The organism is Sanguibacter sp. 25GB23B1 (assembly GCF_040012415.1).
Taxonomy (GTDB): Bacteria; Actinomycetota; Actinomycetes; order Actinomycetales; family Cellulomonadaceae; genus Sanguibacter.
The window spans coordinates 1-21,822 of record NZ_JBDYKL010000051.1 but is presented as its reverse complement, the minus strand read 5'-3'; the positions used below and the strand labels follow the sequence as shown (position 1 = coordinate 21,822).

At 71.0% G+C, this 21,822-nt stretch carries 24 protein-coding genes; 3 read left to right on the top strand and 21 right to left on the bottom strand.

The window, feature by feature from the left end; all coding sequences use genetic code 11:
- Positions 1-38: 38 nt before the first annotated feature.
- The 3 genes from pstS to ABKW26_RS19170 all read right to left on the bottom strand — a co-directional run bounded on the left by pstS (position 39) and on the right by ABKW26_RS19170 (position 3,178).
- Positions 39-1,175: a phosphate ABC transporter substrate-binding protein PstS gene (pstS, locus tag ABKW26_RS19180; protein ID WP_348595686.1), complete on the bottom strand. Its 1,137-nt coding sequence runs from the start codon at positions 1,173-1,175 to the stop codon at positions 39-41.
- Positions 1,176-1,334: 159 nt separating this feature from the next.
- Positions 1,335-2,033, bottom strand: a complete 699-nt coding sequence (locus ABKW26_RS19175) for a response regulator transcription factor (protein ID WP_348595685.1) — start codon at positions 2,031-2,033, stop codon at positions 1,335-1,337.
- Entirely contained in the window at positions 2,030-3,178 is a 1,149-nt protein-coding gene (locus ABKW26_RS19170) for an ATP-binding protein (protein ID WP_348595684.1), read from the bottom strand. The genes ABKW26_RS19175 and ABKW26_RS19170 overlap by 4 nt, the downstream gene beginning before the upstream one ends.
- Positions 3,179-3,368: 190 nt before the next feature.
- Here ABKW26_RS19170 and phoU point away from each other — a divergent pair, with 190 nt between their 5' ends.
- Positions 3,369-4,040 (top strand): phosphate signaling complex protein PhoU, encoded by a 672-nt coding sequence (phoU, locus tag ABKW26_RS19165; protein WP_348595683.1) that lies wholly within the window; start codon positions 3,369-3,371, stop codon positions 4,038-4,040.
- 174 nt (positions 4,041-4,214) lie between these two features.
- Here the strand turns inward: phoU and ABKW26_RS19160 are convergent, their stop codons facing one another.
- The gene (locus ABKW26_RS19160; RefSeq protein WP_348595682.1) at positions 4,215-4,952 is read right to left on the bottom strand and encodes a phosphoglyceromutase; all 738 of its coding nucleotides are present in this window, start codon (positions 4,950-4,952) and stop codon (positions 4,215-4,217) included.
- 67 nt (positions 4,953-5,019) lie between these two features.
- Positions 5,020-6,258, bottom strand: a complete 1,239-nt coding sequence (gene mshA, locus ABKW26_RS19155) for a D-inositol-3-phosphate glycosyltransferase (protein WP_348595681.1) — start codon at positions 6,256-6,258, stop codon at positions 5,020-5,022.
- Between the two features lie 135 nt (positions 6,259-6,393).
- Between mshA and ABKW26_RS19150 the strand changes: the two genes are divergently transcribed.
- Positions 6,394-6,708, top strand: a complete 315-nt coding sequence (locus ABKW26_RS19150) for a (2Fe-2S)-binding protein (protein ID WP_348595680.1) — start codon at positions 6,394-6,396, stop codon at positions 6,706-6,708.
- 41 nt (positions 6,709-6,749) lie between these two features.
- Here the strand turns inward: ABKW26_RS19150 and ABKW26_RS19145 are convergent, their stop codons facing one another.
- The 11 genes from ABKW26_RS19145 to ABKW26_RS19095 all read right to left on the bottom strand — a co-directional run bounded on the left by ABKW26_RS19145 (position 6,750) and on the right by ABKW26_RS19095 (position 15,785).
- On the bottom strand, positions 6,750-7,925 hold the full coding sequence (locus tag ABKW26_RS19145) for a beta-propeller fold lactonase family protein (protein ID WP_348595679.1): 1,176 nt from the start codon (positions 7,923-7,925) through the stop codon (positions 6,750-6,752).
- Positions 7,926-8,036: 111 nt separating this feature from the next.
- The gene (locus tag ABKW26_RS19140) at positions 8,037-8,372 is read right to left on the bottom strand and encodes an Lsr2 family protein (RefSeq protein WP_348595678.1); all 336 of its coding nucleotides are present in this window, start codon (positions 8,370-8,372) and stop codon (positions 8,037-8,039) included.
- Positions 8,373-8,489: 117 nt separating this feature from the next.
- Positions 8,490-8,678: a hypothetical protein gene (locus ABKW26_RS19135; RefSeq protein ID WP_348595677.1), complete on the bottom strand. Its 189-nt coding sequence runs from the start codon at positions 8,676-8,678 to the stop codon at positions 8,490-8,492.
- A 74-nt stretch (positions 8,679-8,752) separates the two neighbouring features.
- Positions 8,753-10,282 (bottom strand): lysine--tRNA ligase, encoded by a 1,530-nt coding sequence (lysS, locus tag ABKW26_RS19130; protein ID WP_348595676.1) that lies wholly within the window; start codon positions 10,280-10,282, stop codon positions 8,753-8,755.
- Between the two features lie 118 nt (positions 10,283-10,400).
- Complete coding sequence (locus tag ABKW26_RS19125; protein WP_348595675.1) at positions 10,401-11,534, bottom strand: HAMP domain-containing sensor histidine kinase; 1,134 nt, start codon at positions 11,532-11,534, stop codon at positions 10,401-10,403.
- Positions 11,531-12,214, bottom strand: coding sequence for a response regulator transcription factor (locus ABKW26_RS19120; protein WP_348595674.1), 684 nt, complete (start codon positions 12,212-12,214; stop codon positions 11,531-11,533). Before ABKW26_RS19120 ends, ABKW26_RS19125 begins: the two co-directional genes overlap by 4 nt.
- A 2-nt stretch (positions 12,215-12,216) precedes the next feature.
- Positions 12,217-12,624 carry a hypothetical protein gene (locus ABKW26_RS19115; RefSeq protein ID WP_348595673.1) on the bottom strand — a complete coding sequence of 136 codons (408 nt, stop codon included), beginning with the start codon at positions 12,622-12,624 and terminating at the stop codon, positions 12,217-12,219.
- Entirely contained in the window at positions 12,621-13,784 is a 1,164-nt protein-coding gene (locus tag ABKW26_RS19110; protein WP_348595672.1) for a molybdopterin-dependent oxidoreductase, read from the bottom strand. The genes ABKW26_RS19115 and ABKW26_RS19110 overlap by 4 nt, the downstream gene beginning before the upstream one ends.
- 17 nt (positions 13,785-13,801) lie before the next feature.
- On the bottom strand, positions 13,802-14,452 hold the full coding sequence (locus ABKW26_RS19105) for a methyltransferase domain-containing protein (protein ID WP_348595671.1): 651 nt from the start codon (positions 14,450-14,452) through the stop codon (positions 13,802-13,804).
- Positions 14,449-15,129, bottom strand: a complete 681-nt coding sequence (locus tag ABKW26_RS19100; RefSeq protein ID WP_348595670.1) for a DUF2064 domain-containing protein — start codon at positions 15,127-15,129, stop codon at positions 14,449-14,451. The genes ABKW26_RS19105 and ABKW26_RS19100 overlap by 4 nt, the downstream gene beginning before the upstream one ends.
- Positions 15,126-15,785 (bottom strand): glycosyltransferase family 2 protein, encoded by a 660-nt coding sequence (locus tag ABKW26_RS19095; protein ID WP_348595669.1) that lies wholly within the window; start codon positions 15,783-15,785, stop codon positions 15,126-15,128. Before ABKW26_RS19095 ends, ABKW26_RS19100 begins: the two co-directional genes overlap by 4 nt.
- Before the next feature lie 112 nt (positions 15,786-15,897).
- Here ABKW26_RS19095 and ABKW26_RS19090 point away from each other — a divergent pair, with 112 nt between their 5' ends.
- Positions 15,898-17,226 carry a hypothetical protein gene (locus ABKW26_RS19090; protein WP_348595668.1) on the top strand — a complete coding sequence of 443 codons (1,329 nt, stop codon included), beginning with the start codon at positions 15,898-15,900 and terminating at the stop codon, positions 17,224-17,226.
- Positions 17,227-17,243: 17 nt separating this feature from the next.
- On the opposite strand, the gene ABKW26_RS19085 is transcribed toward ABKW26_RS19090, so the two are convergent.
- From ABKW26_RS19085 to ABKW26_RS19065, 5 genes are all read right to left on the bottom strand, one after another.
- Positions 17,244-18,290: an NAD-dependent epimerase/dehydratase family protein gene (locus tag ABKW26_RS19085; RefSeq protein WP_348595667.1), complete on the bottom strand. Its 1,047-nt coding sequence runs from the start codon at positions 18,288-18,290 to the stop codon at positions 17,244-17,246.
- Positions 18,287-19,084, bottom strand: coding sequence for an S-methyl-5'-thioadenosine phosphorylase (locus tag ABKW26_RS19080; protein WP_348595666.1), 798 nt, complete (start codon positions 19,082-19,084; stop codon positions 18,287-18,289). The genes ABKW26_RS19085 and ABKW26_RS19080 overlap by 4 nt, the downstream gene beginning before the upstream one ends.
- A gap of 130 nt (positions 19,085-19,214) precedes the next feature.
- The gene (nadC, locus tag ABKW26_RS19075) at positions 19,215-20,114 is read right to left on the bottom strand and encodes a carboxylating nicotinate-nucleotide diphosphorylase (RefSeq protein ID WP_348595665.1); all 900 of its coding nucleotides are present in this window, start codon (positions 20,112-20,114) and stop codon (positions 19,215-19,217) included.
- A gap of 10 nt (positions 20,115-20,124) precedes the next feature.
- Positions 20,125-21,411, bottom strand: coding sequence for an MFS transporter (locus ABKW26_RS19070; RefSeq protein WP_348595664.1), 1,287 nt, complete (start codon positions 21,409-21,411; stop codon positions 20,125-20,127).
- A partial coding sequence (locus tag ABKW26_RS19065) for a hypothetical protein (protein ID WP_348595663.1) occupies positions 21,408-21,822 on the bottom strand: 415 nt, incomplete at its 5' end. The genes ABKW26_RS19065 and ABKW26_RS19070, both read right to left, overlap by 4 nt.

Here is a 21,822-nt window from a genome sequence, read left to right as displayed (position 1 = left end):
CCGCACCGGGACGGGTCCCGGTGCGGCCCACCAGTGTGTCAGCCGACGGTGCTGATCGAGTCGATCGCAGCCTGGACCTCGGTGCGGAGGTCGTCCGAGATCGGCGCGGAGCCGGCCACGTCCGCGGCAGAGGCCACATCCTGGCCCTCCGCGCTGGCGACGTAGGAGAGGAACGCCTTGACGTTCGCGGCCTCGGTCTCGTCCTCGTACTGCGAGCACGCGATCGAGTAGGAGATGAGCACGAGCGGGTAGGCGCCGGCCGCGGTCGTGCTGCGGTCGAGCTCGACGACGATCCGCTTGTCGCTCGCGTTCTCGGCACGCGGGGAGGCGTCGACGACGGCCGCAGCGGCCTCGGCGGAGAACGGCACGTACTCCTCGCCCACCTTGAGCGCGACCGTTCCCAGGTCGCCGGCGCGGGAGGCGTCGACGTACGCGATGGCGCCCTCGGCGCCGGTGACGGTGTCGATGACACCGGACGTCTGCGCACCCGACTGCGTGCCGGAGATCGGCCAGTCGCCGCTCGCCTCGTGCGGCCAGGCGCCGTTGGAGGCGTCCTCGAGGTACTCGGTGAAGTTCTCCGTGGTGCCCGACTCGTCAGAGCGGTTCACCGGGATGATGGCGAGGTCCGGGAGGGCCGTGCCGGGGTTCTCGGCCTCGATGGCCGGGTCGTTCCAGACCGTCACATCGCCGTTGAAGATCTTGGCGATGAGCTCGGCGGACATGTTGATGTTCTCGCCCTCGAAGCTGGGCAGGTTGTAGACGACCGCGATGGGGCTGATGTACAGCGGGAGCTCGATGGCCTCTCCGCCGAAGCAGCGCTCACCAGCGGCTTCGAGCTCCTCGTCCTTGAGCGCGGCGTCCGAGCCCGCGAACTGCACGCCACCGGCGAGGAACTGCTCACGGCCACCACCGGAGCCGACGGCCTCGTACGTCACGGTCACGTCGGGGGCGACGGAACCGAACGTCGCCATCCAGCCCCCCATCGCCGCTTCCTGCGAGCTGGCGCCTGCACCGGCAAGGCTGCCGCTGAGCTCGGCGCCGCCGTCCGACGTCGCGGTGTCGGAGTCCGTGCTCGTTGCGTCGGCGCCGCATCCGGCGAGGGTCACTGCGAGTGCTCCAGCCAGCACGATGCTGGCGAGGCTGCGGTTGTTGACACGCTTCACTGTCTGGCCCATCCTCAAGTTTCTCGGCCGCAGCACGGGATGTCTGCGATCAAGGACGACGCTAAGGAGTCCGAGTGACGCGACGACGGTCCCGGGGTGAACGCAAGATGAACAGTGCACAGACACTGCCGCGTCCACGGCGTGACCATGTGACACGACGCACCATTGCGGTCATTCTGCCTCGACGAACTTGTACCCCAGGCCGCGCACGGTGAGCAGGAGCTCAGGCGCACCCGGGTCGACCTCGACCTTGGAGCGGATCCGCTTGACGTGGACGTCGAGGGTCTTGGTGTCCCCTACGTAGTCCGACCCCCACACCCGGTCGATGAGCTGGCCGCGCGTGAGGACCCGGCCGGCGTTGCGGAGCAGGAACTCGAGGAGGTCGAACTCCTTGAGCGGGAGAGCGACGGTCTCGCCGCGGACCGTGACGACGTGGCGCTCGACGTCCATGTGCACGGGCCCCGCGACGAGCATGTCCTCCAGCGGGTCCTCCTCGGCACCGACGGCGGGCTGGCGTCGACGCAGGACGGCCCGGACCCGCGCCAGCAGCTCACGGAACGAGTAGGGCTTCGTCACGTAGTCGTCCGCACCGAGCTCGAGCCCGACGACCTTGTCGATCTCGCCGTCCTTCGCCGTGAGCATGATGACCGGCACGTCGGACCGCTGACGCAGCTCGCGGCACACCTCGGTGCCGGACAGCCCGGGCAGCATGAGGTCGAGCAGGACGAGGTCGGCCCCACCCTCGTCGAACGCTGCGAGCGCCTCGACGCCCGTCGCGACCGCGACCACGTCGAAGCCCTCGCGGGTCAGCTGGTACGTGAGCGGCTCGCGGTAGGACTCCTCGTCCTCGACCACCAGGATGCGGGTCATGTGTCCTCCTCGGACGATGTGTGCTCGGCGCCCGCGGACGGGATGCGCAGGGTGAAGGTCGACCCACGACCGGGCTCGGACCAGATCCGCACGTCCCCGCCGTGGTCGGAGGCGATGTGCTTGACGATGCTCAGGCCGAGACCGGTGCCTCCCGTGTCGCGGGAGCGGGCCGGGTCGACGCGGTAGAAGCGCTCGAAGATCCGGCCCTGCTGGCTCGCCTCGATGCCGATCCCCTGGTCGACGACGACGATCTCGACGAGGTCGCCGGCGCCGCGCACCCCAAGACCGATACGGGTGTTGGACCCGGAGTACGCGACAGCGTTGTCCAGAAGGTTGCGCACCGCGGTCACGAGGAGCGCATGGTCCCCGAACACGCGCAGGCCCGCCTCTCCGCCGACGTCGAGCGTGATCTCCTTCGCCTGGGCGACCACGCGCGCCCGGTCGGCCGCCTCGGCGACCACGTCGTCCACCTCGATGACACCGATCTCCGTGAGCGCCCCGGCGACCTGGAGGCGCGAGAGCTCGATGATCTCGTGGACGAGAGCTCCGAGCCTCGTCGACTCCTGCTGCATGCGGCTCGCGAAGTGGCGCACCGCGTCCGGGTCGTCCGCGGCGTCCTGCATCGTCTCGGCCAGCAACGAGATCGCACCGACCGGTGTCTTGAGCTCGTGCGACACGTTCACCGTGAAGTCGCGGCGGATCGCCTCGACGCGCCGCGCCTCCGTGCGGTCCTCGCCGAGCACCACGACATGCTCCGCATCGAGGAGGGCGACCCGGACCTGGACCATGACGCGACCACGACCGACCGGACCGCGGGGCAGCTCGAGCTCCTCGTCCGCGATGACGCCGTCCCGGCGCACCGCGTCGACCATGTCCTGGATGGCGGGGTGAGCGACAGCATCGGCGCGGACGAGCCCGAGCGCGTAGGCCTGCGCGCTCGCACGCACGACGCGGTCGTCGGCGCCGAGCACGACCGCGGCCGAGCGCAGGACGGCGAGGACCCGGACGACTCCGGGGTCGAGCTCCGGCGGCGCCTGCTCCGGCATCGTGCGCTGCTCGCGCTCGCTCAGCCGGAACGCCAGCGTCGCGAGCACTCCCGTCATGAGCCCGAGCAGGCCGACGACGACGATCGGGTATCCATCCACGCCGTCAGCCTACGATCACCGGCAGGTTCTCAGCGCCCACCGGGCCGTCCGGGGCGCAGATGCTCAACGCTCCGGCCATACTGGTCACCCAGTGTTCATGTTGAGTCGACCCGTCGTTCATGAGACCGACCCCGATCCCACACCTGAACTTGTCATCGTGGTCGCTGCACCACACCACGAGAGGGAACACATGCGCGAGATCTTCGAAGCAGAGCTCAAGCAGGTCGGCGACGACCTGGCCGAGATGAGCCGCCTGGTGGAATCCGCGATCAGCCGCGCAGGCACCGCGCTCCTGACCGCCGACCTCCAGCTGGCACAGTCCGTCATCGCCGACGACCACGCGATCGACCAGATCGAGCGCCACCTGGACGAGCGCTGCGTGCTGCTCCTCGCCCAGCAGCAGCCCGTGGCCACCGACCTGCGCGTCGTGGTCAGCGCGCTGCGGATGAGCGCCACGCTCGAGCGGATGGGCGACCTCGCGCGCCACGTCGCCCAGGTTGCACGCGGCCGTTACCCGAGCAAGGCGATCGCACCGTCCGCCGAGCACACGTTCGCCGCGATGCACGACGCCGCGACCCGTGTGGCACAGCGCACCACCACGCTCCTCACCACCCGCGACCTCACGGTCGCGGCGAACATCGAGAGGGACGACGACCTGCTCGACACCCTGCACCAGGACACCTTTGCCGCGCTCCTCGGCGAGTCCTGGACCGGGACCGCGCAGGAGACGATCGACGTCACCCTCGTCGGCCGATACTACGAGCGCTTCGGCGACCACGGCGTCTCCATCGCCCGCCGGGTCGTGTACCTCGTCACCGGTGACTTCGCCGAGGCGTCCGCGGGTCGCTCCGTCGGAGCCTGACCGTCTGAGAAGGACCTCTGGTCCGAGCCGTCTGGCTCGCCCTCTGGGGCGGGCACGAGCATCGGAGCACGACGAAGGGCCGGGACCCCGCGGGGTCCCGGCCCTTCGTCGTGCCGTCGTGCATGGTCGCCGTCGTGCGCGGTCAGCGACCGTGCACGACGGCGACCGGTCGGGTCAGCGGCCCTGGTTGGCCACGGCCGCGATCGCGGCAGCAGCAGCGTCGGCGTCGAGGTAGCGACCGCCCTTGACGACCGGCGTGAAGCTGTCGTCGAGCTCGTAGACGAGCGGGATGCCGGTCGGCACGTTGAGGCCGGCGATCGTGTCGTCGTCGATGCCGTCGAGGTGCTTGATGATCGCGCGCAGCGAGTTGCCGTGCGCGGCGACGAGCACGGTCTTGCCGGCCTGGAGGTCGGGGATGACCGAGCCCTCCCAGTACGGCAGAGCGCGGACGAGGACGTCCTTGAGGCACTCGCTCTGCACGACGGGAGCGTCCACGTAGCGCGGGTCCGAGTCCTGCGAGAACTCGGAGCCGAGCTCGATGGCGGGCGGCGGCACGTCGTAGGAACGGCGCCACAGCATGAACTGCTCCTCGCCGAACTCGGCGAGCGTCTGCTTCTTGTCCTTGCCCTGGAGCGCACCGTAGTGACGCTCGTTGAGGCGCCAGTCGCGCTTGACCGGGATCCAGTGGCGGTCCGCGGCGTCGAGGGCGAGGTTCGCGGTCGTGATCGCACGACGCAGGAGCGACGTGTGCACGACGTCCGGGAGGATGCCCGCATCGGCGAGCAGGCGACCGCCGCGCTTGGCCTCCTCGACGCCCTTCTCGGACAGCTGGACGTCGACCCAGCCGGTGAAGAGGTTCTTCGCGTTCCATTCGCTCTCGCCGTGGCGGAGCAGCACAAGGGTGTATGTCATGGTCCTATCCTGCCGCATGTGCACCACCCCGCGACTGGGCCTTTCGACCGGTGGACGGAGGAACCGCTCAGGAGCGGACGGCCAACGAGTACACCTTGAGGGTCTGCTCCGCGGTCACGTCCCAGCTGAAGCCGGCCGCGACCCGCAGAGCGCCGCGGGAGAGGTCCGCCCGCCGGGCGTCGTCGTGCAACAGGTCCGCGAGCGTGCGTGCCCACCGGTGCGGGTCGTGGTCGGGGACGAGGACGCCGGAGACGTCGTGGGTGACCGCCGTGCGCAGCCCGCCGACGTCGGCGGCGACGACGGGCGTGCCGCAGGCCTGCGCCTCGACGGCGACGAGGCCGAACGACTCGCTCCGCGACGGGACGGCGACCACGTCGACCGCGCGGAACCAGCGGGCGAGCTCCGTCCGGCCCACCGGCGGGTGGAAGACCACGTGCTCGGAGACCCCGACCTGGTACGCGAGGGCCTCGAGCTCACGGAGCGCGGTGGGCCGGCCGCTCGGCCCGCCGAGGATGACGAGGGTGGGGACGCTCTCTCCGTGGTCGGCGAGCACGCCGAGCGCCCGGATGAGCACGTCGGGTGCTTTGAGGAGCTGCACGCGCCCCGCGAAGAGGACGATCTTCCGGTCCACGGGCAGGCCCAGCGCGACGCGCTCGGCCACCTGTCCGGGCCCCACCGGGGAGAACGTCGCGAGATCGACCCCGGGAGTCACCACGTGCACCCGCGCGGGGTCCGCGTGGTACTGCGTGATGAGGTCCTGCGCCTCCGCCGGGGTGTTGGCGATGAGTGCGTCCGCCTCCTCGACCACCTGCTCCTCACCGACGATCCGGCCCATCGGCTCGGCGACGTCACCCGGGGCGAGCGTGGCGTTCTTCACTCGCGCCATGGTGTGCATCGCGTGCACGAGAGGGACGTCCCACCGGTCTGCGGCGAGCCAGCCCGCCTGTCCGGAGAGCCAGTAGTGCGAGTGCACCACGTCGTACCAGCCCACCTGCCGCGCCGCCTCCGTGCGGAGCACTCCTGCGGAGAAGTAGCACAGCTGGCCCGGGAGGTCGTTCTTGTCCAGGCCCTCGAAGGGACCGGCCGTGATGTGCCGGACGAGGACGCCGTCAGCGACCTCGACGACGTCGGCCTGAGCGGACGAGGTCCGTCGCGTGAAGATCTCGACGCGTGCGCCGCGGCGCGCGAGAGCGCCGGACAGCTCGGTGATGTAGACGTTCATGCCGCCTGCGTCCCCGGTGCCTGGTTGCTCGAGCGGAGAGGTGTGGACGGAGAGCATCGCCACCCGGGGCGAGTCGTGCGTCATGCGGGTGCGGTCGACGGGTGCATCGAACCAGTCTCCCACCACGCGAGGGGGTCGTCTCGTCGTCCGGTCGGGCAGGTCCCGGAGCGGCCCAAAGGTCCCATGACCGGTGCGGTGCCACGCCGGAGGATGGTGAGCATGGAACAGCAGGGAGCGACCAGCAGAGCCACCTCGCTCGCAGCCTTGCGCCTCATGCTCGACGACCCGGCCGAGACCCTCGAGGTCGTCGTGCCGCTGTCCGCCGAAGAGTGCGCGCTGCTCGCCGACGACCACCTCGTGTGCACCTGCAACAACGTCAGCGCCGGAGAGATCCGCACCGCCATGAGCGACGGCAGCTGCGCGAGCCTCGACGACATCCAGGTCAAGACGCGCGCCGGCGGTGCGTGCGGACGCTGCCTGCCGACCGTCGCCGGGCTCGTCGACGTCGAGATCCTCCGGAGCCGTCCCGCCTGAAGCAGGCCACCGGCGTTGCCGGGTGCCCGGCGCGCCTCAGGTCAGGCGACGACGACGCACGCCGGTGCGGGGATCTCCGCCTGAGCCACCACGGTGCCCCCACCCGTCACGGGATCCATCCGGAGCACGACGAGCGACGACGACTCCTGATTCGCGACGACGACGAGGTCCGCACCGTCGTCCGCCTCCACGACCGCGAAGTGACGCGGCCACACGCCTCCGACGGGGGTGTCGGCGAGGTGCTCGAGCGTCGCGTGCCTTGGCGTCTCGTGCGCGAGCCCCTCGTGCACGAGCGTCCCGCCTCCCCGGACCGCGAAGGTCGCCACGACATCCGGGCCACGGACCGCGACGTAGAGCCGTGCCCCGTCAGGACTCAGCGCGAGATGGGACGGGAGCGGTCGCACACCGTCGCGTGAGGGCGTCCTGCACGCAGGGACGGATGCCACCGGGTCTCCGGAACCGGACGAGGTGTCCGTGCTCACCACGTGCACCGACGCGTCGAGCTCTCCGACGACGAACGCGGTGCCCCCTGGATGGATGACGGCGTGCCGGGGGCCCGTGCCCGGCACGAAGGCCACCGCGATGCCGTCGCCCACGACGACCTCTGACTCGCCTGTCGTGCTGCCGGTGACCGAGCTGGAGTCGGTGCTCACGCGGCCGTCGTCGCGTGAGCCGCGCGTGCGCCTGTACCGACGGATCTCGTCGGTCCCGAGATCCATGACCCACGCGAACCGACCGCACGGCGTTGGGAGCGACGAGTGCGCGTGGGATCCCTCCTGCCGGTCGAGCACCGGACCCGACCCTGCGTGCCCGAAGGTCGACGGGGCTGCGCCTGGGACGAGGTCACCCGAGGCGTCGAGCGCGAGGACGCCGAACGTCCCCGACGAGTAGTTGCTCACCCACAGCTCGTGGTCCAGAGCCACGACGTGGCACGGGTCGGCTCCCCCGCTGGACGCACCGCCGCGCGGCTCGAGGACAGGGGTGCCGTGCGTCGCCGAGACGGCGAAGGCTGCGAGTGAACCCTGCGACTGCTCGGACACCGCGTACAGCCGCTCGCCGGAGGGTGCCAGCGCGACGAAGGACGGCGAGGCCGTCTCGACGAGGAGGCTCGGCTCTCCGAGACCGCCGGAGCCTGTGTCGAGAGGCACACCCCACACGCCCTCTCCAGACCCGGGAGAGCCTCCGGTGGGGTACGTACCTACGAACAACCACGGCACGATGCAGACCTCTCGGATCGTCGACGGTGCGGGGACAGGTCACGGGTCCGACGCACGGATGGGTGGTGGGTCCGAGGACCCACCACCCATCCGTGACAGAGCGACCAGGCGCTAGTTCGCGGCCTCGTACGCTGCGCGGATCTCCGCAGAGATACGGCCGCGCTCATTGACGGAATACCCGTTGGAACGGGCCCATTCACGAATCGTGTTCGCGCTGGAGCCGCCTGCCGCAGCACGGCTGCTCTGCCGACGCGCCGGCTTGGCGCCGGAACGCGAGACCTTGCGAGCGTGACCCACCCACGTGGCGAGAGAGTCGCGGAGCTTTGCGGCATTCTCCGTGGTCAGGTCGATCTCGTAGGAGACGCCGTCCAGGGCGAACGTCACGGTCTCGTCCGCGCTACCACCGTCGAGGTCATCGACAAGAATGACCTGTACTTTCTGAGCCACTGAGGGCACCTACCATTCTGTCGTTCGTCGCGGATCAGAGGGTGATTCACCAACTAGCATTCATGATCACACCACAAAGCAATCCACGTCAACACGAGCAGCACATTTGCGCGAGCGTCACGCTGCGCGCGGAGGCTGACCTGTCCCCGCGGCTCCACCCTCAGCCGACTCAATACGGTCCAATTCCGCGAGATTCGCGCGCTCGTTACGGTCCGCTCGGATGATGAAACGCATCGCGAGGTAGAAGATCACGCCGACACCAATTGACGGCACGAGCGCTGCGACAGCCTGCCAGAATGTATCCACCAGGCCACTCTACGGCGCGAACCTGAGAATCCGGTCGCCGCGCGGTCCGGCGCCCGCGCACGAGCGCCGGAGTCCTAGTGCGTGGGCTTGACCAGCGGAAAGAGGATCGTCTCCCGGATCCCGAGGCCCGTCAGCGCCATGAGAAGCCGATCGAGGCCCATCCCCATGCCACCGCTCGGCGGCATGGCGTACTCCATGGCGGTGAGGAAGTCCTCGTCCAGCGCCATCGCCTCCGAGTCACCGGCGGCCGCCAGGAGCGCCTGCGCCTCGAAGCGCTGCCGCTGGATGACCGGGTCGACGAGCTCGGAGTAGGCGGTCGCGAGCTCGACGCCCCGCACGTAGAGGTCCCACTTCTCCACCTGGCCCGGTACGGACCTGTGGTCGCGCGTCAGCGGAGAGGTCTCGACCGGGAAGTCCCGGACGAATGTCGGGGCGTAGAGCGCATCGCCGACGTGGTGCTCCCAGAGCTCTTCGACGAGCTTGCCGTGGCTCGCTTTCTTGGGATCGAAAGAAATGCCGTCGCGCGTCGCACGGGCGACGAGCTCCTCGACCGTCGTCTCCGGGGTGATCTCCGTACCGAGCGCCTCGGAGAGGGAGCCGTACATCGTGATCTGGGCCCACTCGCCGCCCAGGTCGTATTCCTCACCGTCGGGAAGAGTCACCACCGTGCCGCCGAGCACGTCACGCGCCGCGCCCTGCACGAGGTCCTGCGTCAGCACCGCCATGGTGTCGTAGTCGCCGTACGCCTCATAGGCCTCGAGCATCGCGAACTCCGGCGAGTGCGTCGAGTCGGCGCCCTCGTTGCGGAAATTGCGGTTGATCTCGAAGACGCGCTCGATTCCACCGACGACCGCACGCTTGAGGAAGAGCTCCGGTGCGATACGCAGGAACAGGTCGATGTCGAATGCATTCATGTGCGTGGTGAACGGTCGCGCGGACGCGCCGCCGTGGATCGTCTGGAGCATCGGTGTCTCGATCTCCATGAATGTGCGCCGGTGCAGGTTGTCGCGCAGCGACCGCACCACTCCCGCCCGCAGCCGTGCGACGTCCCGCGCTGCCGGGCGCGCGATGAGGTCGACGTACCGCTGGCGCACGCGGGCCTCCTCGGAGAGCTCCTTGTGCAGCACGGGCAGCGGACGGAGCGACTTGGCCGCGATCTGCCAGGAGTCGGCGAAGATGCTCAGCTCGCCCCGCTTGGAGCTGATGACCCGGCCGTGGGCGAAGAGGTGGTCGCCGAGGTCGACGTCGGCCTTGAAGCCCGCGAGCGAGTCCTCGCCCACGACCGCCTGGCTGAGCATGACCTGCAGCCGGTTGCCCTCGCCGTCCTGGAGGGCGACGAAGCACAGCTTCCCGGTGTTGCGCAGGAACACGACACGACCGGCGACACCCGCGAGGTCGTCGGTCTCCTCGCCCTGCTCGAGGTGCGCGTAGGCGCCGCGGACCTCGGCGATCGTATGGGTCCGCGGGACGGAGACGGGATAGGCCTGCTCACCCCGCTGGATCAACCGGTCGCGCTTCTCGCGGCGGACCCTCAGCTGCTCGGGGAGGTCGTCGTCGCCGTGCTCGGGCGTCGTGCTGGGCGCGGGGGTCTGCGGAGAAGTCACCGGCCAATCCTAGTTGTGGCTCACGGTGCTGACGACACGCCTGCGACCACGGGTGTGCAGACAAGGTGGAGACCGGCTGCACGACGGAAGGATCACGCCGACCGCCTGCGCGGACGACCTAGCCTCGCGCTCCGCTGCGGGCCTGCGCCGGGATACGGACGACGAACGTGCACCCCGGAGCGCGGTTCGCGACAGCCACGGTCCCGAGGTGGGCCTCGACGAGTCCCTTGACGATCGCGAGCCCCAGCCCCGCACCGGTCTCTGCGCCCGGTGTCCGCGCGTGGCTGCCACGCCACGCGACGTCGAAGACCCTGTCGAGGTCCGCGGCCGGGATCCCCCCGCACGCATCGCTGACGCTCAGCTCGATCACGTCGCGGTCGACCCGCGCGTCGATCTGCACAGCACCGTCGGAGGGCGTGTGTCGGATGGCATTCATCACGAGGTTGGTCACGACCCTCCCCAGCGCACTGGGGTCTGCCCGGACGAGGACTCCCGGGTCGACCCCGCCTCCGACACGGACCCGCCGCGCACGGGCTACCGGGTCGGCCCCAGCGACGGCCTCGCTCACCAGGTCGCCGAGCGAGAACGTCTCCATCGACAGCTGGAGCGCTCCAGCATGGATGCGGGAGAGCTCGAACAGGTCGTCGACCATCCGAACCATCCGGTCGACCTCGGTGCGCATCTGGCTCCAGTAGCGCCGTGGGTCCTCCGCGATCCCGTCCTCCAGGGCCTCCGACATCGCCCGGATACCGGCCAACGGTGTACGCAGGTCGTGGGACACCCAGGCGACCAGCTCGCGCCGCGACTCCTCGAGGAGCTCCTCACGGTCGGCGGCCTCGCGCAGACGGTCGCTGCTGCGCATGAGCTCCCGAGAGATCTCGTCGAACTCGTGCGGACCGATCTCGACCCCGACGAACGGACCGCCCTCACCGAACCGGGTCGCGGCGTCACGCAAGGATCGTGCAGAGCGCACCACCTGGTCCCCCACCCAGAGTGCGAAAGCCACCGACACCAGTCCGGAGACGACGCAGACGATCATGACGACGCCCATGTCGTGGCTCGACAAGAACATCGCCCGAGCCGTGCCGAGCACCCCGGAGACGATCCCACCGACGGCGACCAGGGCCAGGAGCGAGGCGGACCACCGGACCGACCTCCGGCGCAACAGCCACGCGATCCCGACCCCGCCGAGCCCGACCGCGAACGACCATGCCGCAGAGATACCGATGACGATCAGCGTGTCTCGACTCATACGGCCTCCCACCGGTAGCCGACGCCCCAGACGGTGACCAGGCGTTCGGGGTGGGTGGGATCGGTCTCGACCTTCTCCCGCAGCCGACGCACGTGCACCGTCACGGTCGACTGGTCGCCGAAGGACCACCCCCACACGTCCCGCAGGAGCTGGTCCCGCGACCACACGACGCCGGGGTTCACGACCAGGAAGCGCAGCAGATCGAACTCGCGCGCCGTGAGCGCCAACCGCTCACCTGCCCGTGTGGCGATGTGGGTCGTCGAGTCGATCACGAGATCGCCGTGGCTGACCACCGCCGAGCCGATCGCCTCAGCACGCTGACCTGCCCTGCGCAGGACGGAGTCGACCCGCAGCGCCAGCTCACGGGGGCTGAACGGCTTCGTCAGGTAGTCGTCAGCGCCCAGCTGCAAGCCCACGACCCTGTCCGTCTCGCCTCCGAGCGCAGTGAGCATGACGATCGGGACGTCACCTGTCTCGCGCAGGCGACGGCACACCTCGAGGCCGTCGATGCCCGGCAGCATGAGGTCGAGGACCACGAGGTCTGCAGGCCTGCGCCGCATCGCTGCGAGTGCGCTCTCGCCGTCACCGACGTCGACCACCTGGTGGCCTCCCGACCGCAGGTAGGACACGACGACCTCCCGCACGGTGCGGTCGTCGTCGACCACGAGCACGTCCGCCATCGTCATTCCTTCTCTCTGTGCCGACGGACGGCAGCGCCGACTGCCGCGGCCATCAGGACGAGCCCCGCGAACACCAGCCAGCCGGTCCCGTACGGGCGGTCGAGGAGAGTGGCATTGTCCGGTCGTGCACCGAACCGTCCGAGCACAGGCACGGCAGCGATCGTCACCGTCCCCAGCACGATAGCCGCCGAGGACACGGGGGCTCGTGCCCACCGCGGCAGCAGGGTGGCTCCGAGCGCACCGGACGCGATGACGAGCGGCGCGATGATCGCGTCGTGCACGACGATGCCGCCGAGCAGCCAGGTCGCGGCGGCGGCGAGGTTCCGCGGCCCGCCCTCGAGGAGATGCGCGGCCCCGATCCCGCCGATCACGAGTCCGGCAGCGAAGAGCAGCGCGCGGGCCAGCCTCACGTCTCGACCTCGAGCCGCGAGACCCACTTGGTCTGGAGCACCCCGGGACGGTTCGGGGCGATGATCCGGCACGGGTAGCCGTGATCGAGGCTGAGCGGTTCCCCGCCGAGCTGCAGCGCGAGGAGGGTGTCGTCGTCGGCGACGAAGTTGCCGGGCAGCCGCGACTCCCGGTAGGCGCCTCGTTCCTGCAACGAGGTGACCAGGACGGCAGCCCCGAGCGGTGCGCCGACCAGTGCGACGAGGTCCTTGACCCTGACGCCGGTCCACTCGCCGCTCGCGCTCCATCCTTCGACACAGGCGATCGGGAGCACTGCGCTGTGCTGCACCATCCCCGCGATCTGGTCGCGTGCTAGCCGCACCTCGCGCTCGCCGTGGACGACGGCGAGGCTGAAGTCGTCGGCGACCGCCGTCTCGGTGACCCGCGCGGCGGCTGCGGTCCGGTTGATCGGGATCCCGCCGGGGCCGTCGCCGGAGCGGACGCCGAAGACGGAGATCTGCCGGAGGAACGGCACGGTGGACCCGGCGCTCCCCAGAACGACGAGCGCGGAGGCCACCCAGGTGGTGCGCAGGAGCCCGCGTCGGCTGAGCCCACCGGTCGACTTCCCGAGATCCTCGGTCGTGTCTGCAGCACCGTCCGGGCCGGCGTCGACGTCGCTGCCGAGCGCGCGCCTGATCATCGGCAGCTTCACGGCGACGTGCACGAGGATGGCCCCTACGGCTATCCACCCGACGGCGTAGTGGGTGGACCGGAACCCGAAGTGCCAGGGGTACCACTGGGCCGAGTTCGCCAGGCCCGTGGCGAGCTGGAAGATCGCGGCGGCGACGAGCACGCCGACGGACGCACGCTCGAGCGCGTGCAGGACGAGCTCTCTGCGAGGCTTCCACGGTGGCCGGGCGAAGAGCTTCGGGAAGACCGACCACAGCTTGACCAGCAGGAGGGGCACAGCTGCAGTGCCGCTGATGACGTGCAGGCCCTGCGACACCTGGTAGGTCCAGGAGGGCCGCGTCGGGAGCGCGATCCACGGGGCGGGTTCCTGGGAGACGTGGCTGTAGAGCCCGGTGACGAACGCCACGACGAAGCAGATGCCGAGCCACAGTCCGACGCGTGAGGCGACCGCGGGGCCGCGCAGCCGGGACGAGAAGCTCTCCTCCCTCGGCATCAGCCTCATCCGCCGGGTCATGTCGGTTCCTCGGACGTGCGGCTCAGCAGGGCGACCCAGCGGCCCTCGTGGTCGTGGACCGCGTCGACCACGAGCCCCGCGGACGCTGCGACGGACGGGAGAGCGTCGACGCCGAGCACGGCCCAGGGGAACGGCCGGGACTGTCTGCCCCCCATGCGCAGCCGGACCGTGTGGATCTGCAGCCCGGTCCCGGGCGGGGCGATGTCGACGACGACGCGACCTCCGGCCGCGAGGAGGTTGCCTGCACGTCGGAGCAGTCGAGACGGGTCCCCGCCGATGCCGACGTTGCCGTCCGCGAGCAGTGCGCTGGACCACCGCCCTTCTCCTGGTAGGGAGCCGAACATGTCTGCCTGCACCGCTCTGACACCGCGCGCTCGGGTCTGTGCGACAGCCTCGGGAACCACGTCGACGCCGAGCACGTCGACGCCGCGTCCTGCCAGGTGCTCGGCCATCCGACCAGGGCCGCAGCCGAGGTCGATCGTCGGACCGGTGCAGTGGGCCAGGATCGCACGATCGCTCGCGTCAGCGATGCTCGCCCACCGGTGGACCGGCACAGGCTCGGGCTCGGCTGCCATCCCGACGATCGTGCACACCTCTCCCCTCAGCGCGTCGGTGAAGACGCTCGCGAGACCGACTCCGACGCTCACCTCGCACGCCCGGGGCGTCGTCCCGGGCCAGCGTGCCAGCGCTGAGCGAACCGGGTCGTCGGGGCCAGCGCCGCAACGTGGACGGCGTCGGCGACGACGTCGACGTCACGCATCGTCGGGGCCTCGACGACGCCCGCGTCCTGCGACTGCAGCAGGTCCCAGGTCTCTCGACCTGTGCGGGGCGTCGACATCTGCACCTGCTCGAGCCCGTCGACCAGCCCGGGACTGCTCGTCGCGAGCACCCACCAACCACCGTCCTCGGCGAGGCCCAGGACGGGGACGCCCCCGCTGACGACGTCGCACACGCGCCCGAGCACGTCCGGGCTGACGTGAGGCGTGTCCATGCCGAGCTGGACGACGGGCGCTCGGGTGACGCCGTGGACGTCGCGATGCGCGTTCGCGATCCTGACGGCGAGCCCGTCGCCACGCTGGTCGTGCACCGTCCAGCTGCTCAGTCGCAGAAGGAGGTCGTCGTCCACGACCTCGTCCAGGTCACCGGCCAGAGCGAGATGGCAGCGATCGAGCCCGAACGCCTGCTCGCACGCGTCGAGCGTGTCGAGCAGGGCGGCGGCCGCCAGCCGCGCAGCGAAGACCGGGCCGACAGCCGACGCGAGCCGCGTCTTCACCTGTCCCGGGACCGGTGCCTTCGCCATGACCAGGACGACGGGAGCGATCATCGGATCACCCGCGCGAAGTCGCGTGCGGTCCGGAGCGAGCCGACGAGCGAACCGGACACCTTCGACCGGGTCCCTGGCGCCCTCGGGTGGTAGCTGACGTCCGACTCGGACAGCACCCATCCTGCGCGGTGCGCCGCGAGCAGCAGCTCGACGGGGTAGCCGAACCGTCGGTCCTGCACCCCGAGGGCGAGCAGGTCAGCACGTCGGCAGACCCGCACCGGGGCGATGTCTCGCACCGGGAGCCCGGTCCGCCGCCGCAACCACCAGACGACGGCCGCGTTGCCCGCCCGCGCGTGCCACGGCCACACGCCGGGCCGGACAGGTCGACGACGACCGAGCGCCATCGTCGCCTCTCCAGCCACGACGCTCGCCAGCATCGGTTCGAGCTCCCGCGGATCCATCGAGCCGTCACCGTCGAGAACCGCGACGTACTCTGCGGTCGACGCCAGCACCCCGGCGTGGACCGCCGCGCCGTAGCCGGGGACGGGCTCGACGACCACCCGTACCCCGCACCGGGCGGCGACCTCTGCGGTCCCGTCGACGGACCCGTTGTCCACCACGATGACGTCGAGACGGGCCGGCACGAGGGCGAGCAACGCAGGGAGTGCGGTCGCTTCGTCCTTGCACGGCAGGATCAGGTCACAGTCCGCTTGCATGCCCTCAACGCTAGGGCGCGCGCACCGCGCAGGGGCGTCAGAATGCCTTACGGAAGTCTGACGAGCACAGCGATCGTCGGATCCGTGACCAGAGGATCCCTAGCCTCGACCCATGAGATCTTCAGGCACGTCCCGTCCCCGCCTGACTGCGCCCTGGTGGGGTCTCGGTGCGGCGGTGGTGCTCATGCTCTGTGCGGCCGCGATCCCCGCGGTGTTCCAGTGGCAGGTGCGTGCAGACTCCTTCCCACCGCTGCACGCCAGATGGTCGCCGCGGGTCGGGCCCGGCAGCCTCCCTGCGCTGGCCGTCGGCATCGTCGGCGCGACGTGGGCGCTCAGTGCGGCCGGGAGGCTGCCGTGGCGTCGGCTCCTCACCCTCACGTGGGTCGTCGGGGCAGCCTGGATGTTCTCCCTCGCACTCGTCGACGGCGTCTCCGGGATCGACGGCATCCTGGGTTCGTCCTACGAGTATCTCGTCCCCGCGCGTGCCACGACCGACATCAGCGCGACGCTGGACGAGTACATCAGCCGGATCCCTTCCGACTCGTCGGACCCGTGGCCGGTCCACGTCGCGGGGCACCCTCCGGGAGCGCTCCTGTTCTTCGTCCTGCTCGTGCGGCTGGGGCTCGGCTCGGACCTCATGGCCGGTGTCGTCGTCACGCTCGTGGCCGCGACGACCCCGGTCGCCGCCCTCGTGACCACGCGCGCCCTCGGGGTGGAGGTGGACGGCCGACGCGCGCTGCCGTTCATCGTGCTGGCGCCGGCGGCGATCTGGCAGGCCGTCTCGGCCGACGCGATGTTCGCCGCCGTCGCTGCCTGGGGGCTCGCGACGCTCGCCATCGCCGCCGCCCGGCGCAGCATCGGCTGGTCGCTGCTGGCAGGCCTGGTCCTCGGCTGTACCGTCATGCTCTCCTACGGGCTCCCGCTGCTGGCGTTCCTGGCCGTCGCCGTCCTGCTGGCTGCGCGAGCCTGGTTCCCCCTCGGGTTCGCGGTGGCGGGCGCATCAGCCGTCGTGCTCACCTTCGCTGCGCTCGGGTTCCCCTGGTGGGAGGCCTTGCCGGTGCTGCACGAACGGTACTGGGACGGTCTCGCCAGCCTGCGGCCGGCCAGCTACTGGTTGTGGGGGAACGTCGCAGCGCTGACGTTCTGCGCCGGACCGCTCCTCGGCGCCGCGCTCGCTGCGACGGGACCGGAGACGGTCGCCGCGGTGCGTCGCCCGAGCCAGCACGCGACCGGCATCCTGGTCGCCGCGGCGGTGCTCACGGTCGTGGCCGCCGACGTCTCCCTCATGAGCAAGGCCGAGGTCGAACGGATCTGGCTCCCGTTCGTCCCGTGGCTGCTCCTCTCCACCGCGTTCCTGCCCGAGCGCTGGCGACGGCCCGGGCTGGTCCTGCAGATCGGGATGACGCTCGCCCTGCAGCACCTGCTCTGGACCGACTGGTGACGGCCGGCTGGTGGTCCCTAGGGCCGCAGCGGTTCGGTGGCGAAGCGAACCAGCCCTTCTGAGGGTCCGACCTGAGCGGTGAATCCCAGCTCCCTCCGGGCCCGTTCGGGGGACGCCACCACGTGCCGGACGTCCCCCGGTCGGTAGCGCCCGGACACGATCGGCTCGAGGTCCGACCCCGCGCCCTGCGCGACGGCGCGGGCCACGTCGAGGATCGAGACGGGCTGCCCCGAGCAGACGTTGTACACGGCCCGGTGGTCGACCGGAGCGACGGCGACCGCCTCGACCGCGAGCGCATTGGCACGGGCCACGTCGCTGACATGCACGAAGTCGCGCATCTGAGCACCGTCCTCGAACACCTCTGGAGCTCGTCCGTCCTCGACCGCGGAGCGGAACAGCGCGGCCACACCCGAGTACGGGGTGTTCGGGGGCATGCCCGGCCCGTACACGTTGTGGTAGCGCAGCGCCACCGCGCTGCCTGGTGCTTGCCGCGCCCATGCAGACGTGTAGTGCTCCTGGGCGAGCTTGCTGGCGGCGTAGCTGCCGCGCGGATCGAGCCGTGCGTCCTCGTCGACGGTCTCCCAGCTCACGGTCAGCCCGCACTGCGGGCAGTGGTTGTCGAACTCACGGCGGTCGAGCGCCTCGATGGACCGCGAGGCGGGTTCCACCCGCCCGTGCTCCGGGCAGGAGTAGCGCCCTTCGCCGTAGACGACCATGGAGGACGCGAGCACGATGCGGTGGGTCCCGACCTCGTGCATCGCTGCCAGCAGTGCTGCTGTCCCCAGGTCGTTGTGCGCGGCGTAGAGCGGCATGTCGGCGACAGCGACGCCGGAGCCCACCATCGCTGCCTGGTGGCAGACGACGTCGATGCCGCGCAGCAGCGTCGACCACTCGCCTGCACGACGCACGTCGAGCCGTGCTGTCCCTGCGGGAGCGGTGCCGCCCGCCGGGTGCGCCTGCGGGATGTAGGCGTCGACCTCGACGACCTCGTGCCCGCGAGCCGCGAGCTCACGCCCGACTGCGGTGCCGATGAAGCCGGCTGCGCCGGTGAGCAGGACCCTCACGGGAGCGTGAAGGGCAGGGTCACGGTGTCGAGCCACGACGCGCACGCGCAGCCGGTCGGTTCGTCGAGGACACCGATCGCCCGGCGGAGGACGTCCCGTACTCGGTCGGTGTTGCGGGCGAGCTCGGCGAAGACCGTGGCCTGGTCCACGGCGTCGTGGCTGTCGACACCCGCGTCCATGTCGGTCACGAGGGCGAGGGCCGCGTAGCAGACGCCGAGCTCGCGGGCCAGGACGGCCTCGGGGTGCCCTGTCATGTTCACGAGCGACCAGCCGGCGGCACGGTAGCTGCCTGACTCGGCGCGGGTGGAGAACCGGGGGCCTTCGATGACGACCATCGTCCCGCCGTCCGTCGCGCTGGGGTCGGCCGTGAGCAGCGCACGCCGCAGGGTGGGGCAGTACGGGTCGGCGAACGGCGCATGGACAGCACCGGTGTCCATGTACGTCTGCTTCCGGGACGTGGTGCGGTCGACCAGCTGGTCGGGGACGACGATGTCACCCGGCGCGACGTCGCTGGTCAGCCCGCCGACCGCGCACGGTCCGATGATCCGACGGACGCCCAAGGACCGTAGCGCCCAGATGTTCGCCCGGTAGTTGATCTCGTGCGGTGGGAGCTCGTGGTGGGGTCCGTGGCGGGGCAGGAACGCCACAGGGTGGCCGTCGATCTGACCGACCGCGATGGGGCCTGAGGGCGCGCCGAACGGTGTGCTGACGTCGATCGGGTCGGCGGCCTCGACGAACGAGTACAGGCCGGAGCCACCGATGACAGCAAGACTCGGGGTCGGGGTGGGGTTCATGCCTGAAGTGTCGCAGCGTCGCGACATCGCACGGTGATTTCCGTGCCAGCCGGCCAGAGCCGAAAGACTTCCGTAAGAGCCCCGCTGCGCGCAGTGCGGTGTCGGTTCCGTCAGCGGTGTGAAGGCTCGGTCAGGCAGGGACGAGGTCGAGCGCGAGGTCGAGGATGGGTGCGGAGTGCGTCAACGCACCGACCGAGAGGTAGTCCACGCCGGTCTCGGCGACCTCGCGGGCTCTGGCGAGCGTGAGGTTGCCCGTCGCCTCGAGCTCGACCCGTCCCGTCATGGGCTCGAGCGCGCGCACCGCCTGAACGGTGCGCGCCAGCACGTCCGTCGGCATGTTGTCGAGGAGGAGGAACCTCGCCCCGGCCCCGACGGCCTCGAGCGCCTGCTCCACCGTGTCGGCCTCGACCTGCACGAGCACCTCGGGGTAGGTGCCGCGGACCGCCTCGATCGCACCCGACACGGAGCCGGCCGCCACGATGTGGTTGTCCTTGACCATCGCGACGTCGTACAGGCCCATGCGCTTGTTCGTGCCCCCACCCGCGCGGACGGCGTACTTCTCCAGGGCGCGGAGCCCCGGAGTCGTCTTGCGGGTGTCGAGGACCGTCGCCCCCGTGCCCTCGAGCGCGTCCGCCCACCGTCGGGTGGCCGAGGCGACACCGGAGGCCCGGCTGGCGAGGTTGAGGAGCGAGCGCTCTGCGACGAGGACGACCCGGGCGGGCCCGGTGATGACCGCGAGCCGTTGCCCCGCGACGACGCGATCTCCGTCGTGCGCGTCGAGCACCACGACCGCTTGTCCGAGGGAGAATCGCGACGCGACCTGGTCGAGCACCTCGGCCACCACCGCGAGACCGGCGACGACGCCCTCCGCGCGAGCCATGAGATGAGCGACAGCCGGCGCGTCAGGACCGATCGTCGACTCGCTCGTCACGTCACGTCCTGGGTCTCCCCCGAGGTCTTCGTCGAGGGTACGGCGGACGATGTCGGCGATCCACGCAGGATCGAGGACGAGCACAGGGGTGTGATTCACGGGACCCAACCTAACCTGGCCCGACGCGTCCGGCGTCACGCTCCAAGCGCCGCCAGACCGGGAGGACGAACGGTCCGGCGACGATGACGAGGTAGGCAGCGCCCATGATCGTGAGCGCCGTCACCACACCGACCTGCTCGACGAGCACACCGGCACCGATCGCACCGAGCGGCATCGCGGACCATGCCCCAGCACTGACGGCGCCGTTCACTCGCGCGCGCATGCGGGCGGGCACCTGCTCGAGGAGGACCGTCCCGATGATCGGGTTGAGCGACCCCGCCGCGACCCCGGCCACCACCATGACGGCCAGGCAGCCGACGAGGCCGGGCTGCGCGGCGAAGACGAAGCACACAGGAGGGCCGGTGAGCGCGAAGCCCAGGGCGTAGGTCCAGCGTCGCGAGAGGCGGGGCCCGACCACGCTGAAGAGCAGCGACCCCGCGATGGCCCCGAGCCCGAAGGCCCCGACGAGCAGCCCGTACGACGCCGCGGTGAGCTCGGCGGACGCGTACACCGGCATCACGACGCTCATGAGGCCGATGTCGAGCGCATTGGTCAGGACCACCATGAGCACGACTGCGCGCAGGATGCGGTTGTCCCACATGACCCGCAGGCCCGCCCGCAGCGACGCCCAGTACGGCTCGTGCGCGGGGGCGTCCGGATCGTCGTCCGCCCCCGGCGGACCGGCAGCCAGCTGGAGGTCGACCGGGACGGCGAGCTGCACGAGGGCCGCCGAGAGCACGAAGGTGACGGCGTTGAGGACGAGCACGGTGAGCGGACCGGTCCAGGCGACGAGGAGCGCCGCGAGCGGCGCCCCGACGAGCGAGCCGGTCCGCTGGGCCGCTCCCCACCACCCCATCGCCCGGTCGAGCGGGACGCCCGCCCGCTCCGCGGCCTCCGGGACGAGCGCCGTGCGGGCGCCCTGGCCCGGGGCGTCGAGCAGGTTGGTCGCGAAGACGAGGGCGAAGAGGACGCCGAGCGGCAGCCCGACCGTGACGTGCAGGAGCGGGACGGCGGCGATCGTCACGGCCCCCACGAGGTCCGCGACCATCGACGAGCGCCGGTAGCCGAAGCGGTCGACGAGCACGCCCCCGAGGGCCCCGCCGAGGACCACGGGCAGGGTCGTCGCGACGGCGAGCGCGCCGGTGAGCACGGCGCTGCCCGTCTCGGCGAGGACGTAGAGCGGCAGCGCCACGAGGGTGATGGAGTTCCCGACGACCGCGAGCACGTTGGCCGACACGAGCCCGGGGAACCCGGACCGCCGGACCTCCGTCAGGGGGTTCGCTCCGCGGCGGGTCACGGGGTCGCCTCGTCGGCCGGGCGAGGGGTGACGTCGGGGAAGGTGTGGACGACGAGCGCGACCGGTCGCGTGCCGGCCCGCGAGCCCGTCGTCCTCGACCGCTGCCGCCACCTGTCCATGAGCGCCTCGATGTCCTCACGGAGCGCCGCGGTGTCGTCGAGCGAGATCCAGACGACGTCGTCGGAGAGGTGCTGCGCCTCCCGCCACCCCTCGTCGAGCTCGTCACGTCGCGCGAGGGCGTCGACGGCACGCTGGTGCTGCAGGTCGAGGACGCTCCGTGCGAGCTCCTGGGCTGCGGCCGCTCCGGCCGGGCTGTGGTCGAAGTCCGACGGGTCCCAGTGGGTCGTGCGCGCCGAGGCGGGGGGGGGGGGGGGGGGGGGGGGGGGGGGGGGGGGGGGGGGGGGGGGGGGG

Coding starts and splice junctions, on each gene's coding strand:
- pstS (WP_348595686.1), bottom strand. CDS start 1,175: ATGGGCCAGACAGTGAAGCGTGTCAACAACCGCAGCCTCGCCAGCATC.
- ABKW26_RS19175 (WP_348595685.1), bottom strand. CDS start 2,033: ATGACCCGCATCCTGGTGGTCGAGGACGAGGAGTCCTACCGCGAGCCG.
- phoU (WP_348595683.1), top strand. CDS start 3,369: ATGCGCGAGATCTTCGAAGCAGAGCTCAAGCAGGTCGGCGACGACCTG.
- ABKW26_RS19160 (WP_348595682.1), bottom strand. CDS start 4,952: ATGACATACACCCTTGTGCTGCTCCGCCACGGCGAGAGCGAATGGAAC.
- mshA (WP_348595681.1), bottom strand. CDS start 6,258: ATGACGCACGACTCGCCCCGGGTGGCGATGCTCTCCGTCCACACCTCT.
- ABKW26_RS19150 (WP_348595680.1), top strand. CDS start 6,394: ATGGAACAGCAGGGAGCGACCAGCAGAGCCACCTCGCTCGCAGCCTTG.
- ABKW26_RS19125 (WP_348595675.1), bottom strand. CDS start 11,534: ATGAGTCGAGACACGCTGATCGTCATCGGTATCTCTGCGGCATGGTCG.
- ABKW26_RS19120 (WP_348595674.1), bottom strand. CDS start 12,214: ATGGCGGACGTGCTCGTGGTCGACGACGACCGCACCGTGCGGGAGGTC.
- ABKW26_RS19110 (WP_348595672.1), bottom strand. CDS start 13,784: ATGCCGAGGGAGGAGAGCTTCTCGTCCCGGCTGCGCGGCCCCGCGGTC.
- ABKW26_RS19100 (WP_348595670.1), bottom strand. CDS start 15,129: ATGATCGCTCCCGTCGTCCTGGTCATGGCGAAGGCACCGGTCCCGGGA.
- ABKW26_RS19095 (WP_348595669.1), bottom strand. CDS start 15,785: ATGCAAGCGGACTGTGACCTGATCCTGCCGTGCAAGGACGAAGCGACC.
- ABKW26_RS19090 (WP_348595668.1), top strand. CDS start 15,898: ATGAGATCTTCAGGCACGTCCCGTCCCCGCCTGACTGCGCCCTGGTGG.
- ABKW26_RS19080 (WP_348595666.1), bottom strand. CDS start 19,084: ATGAACCCCACCCCGACCCCGAGTCTTGCTGTCATCGGTGGCTCCGGC.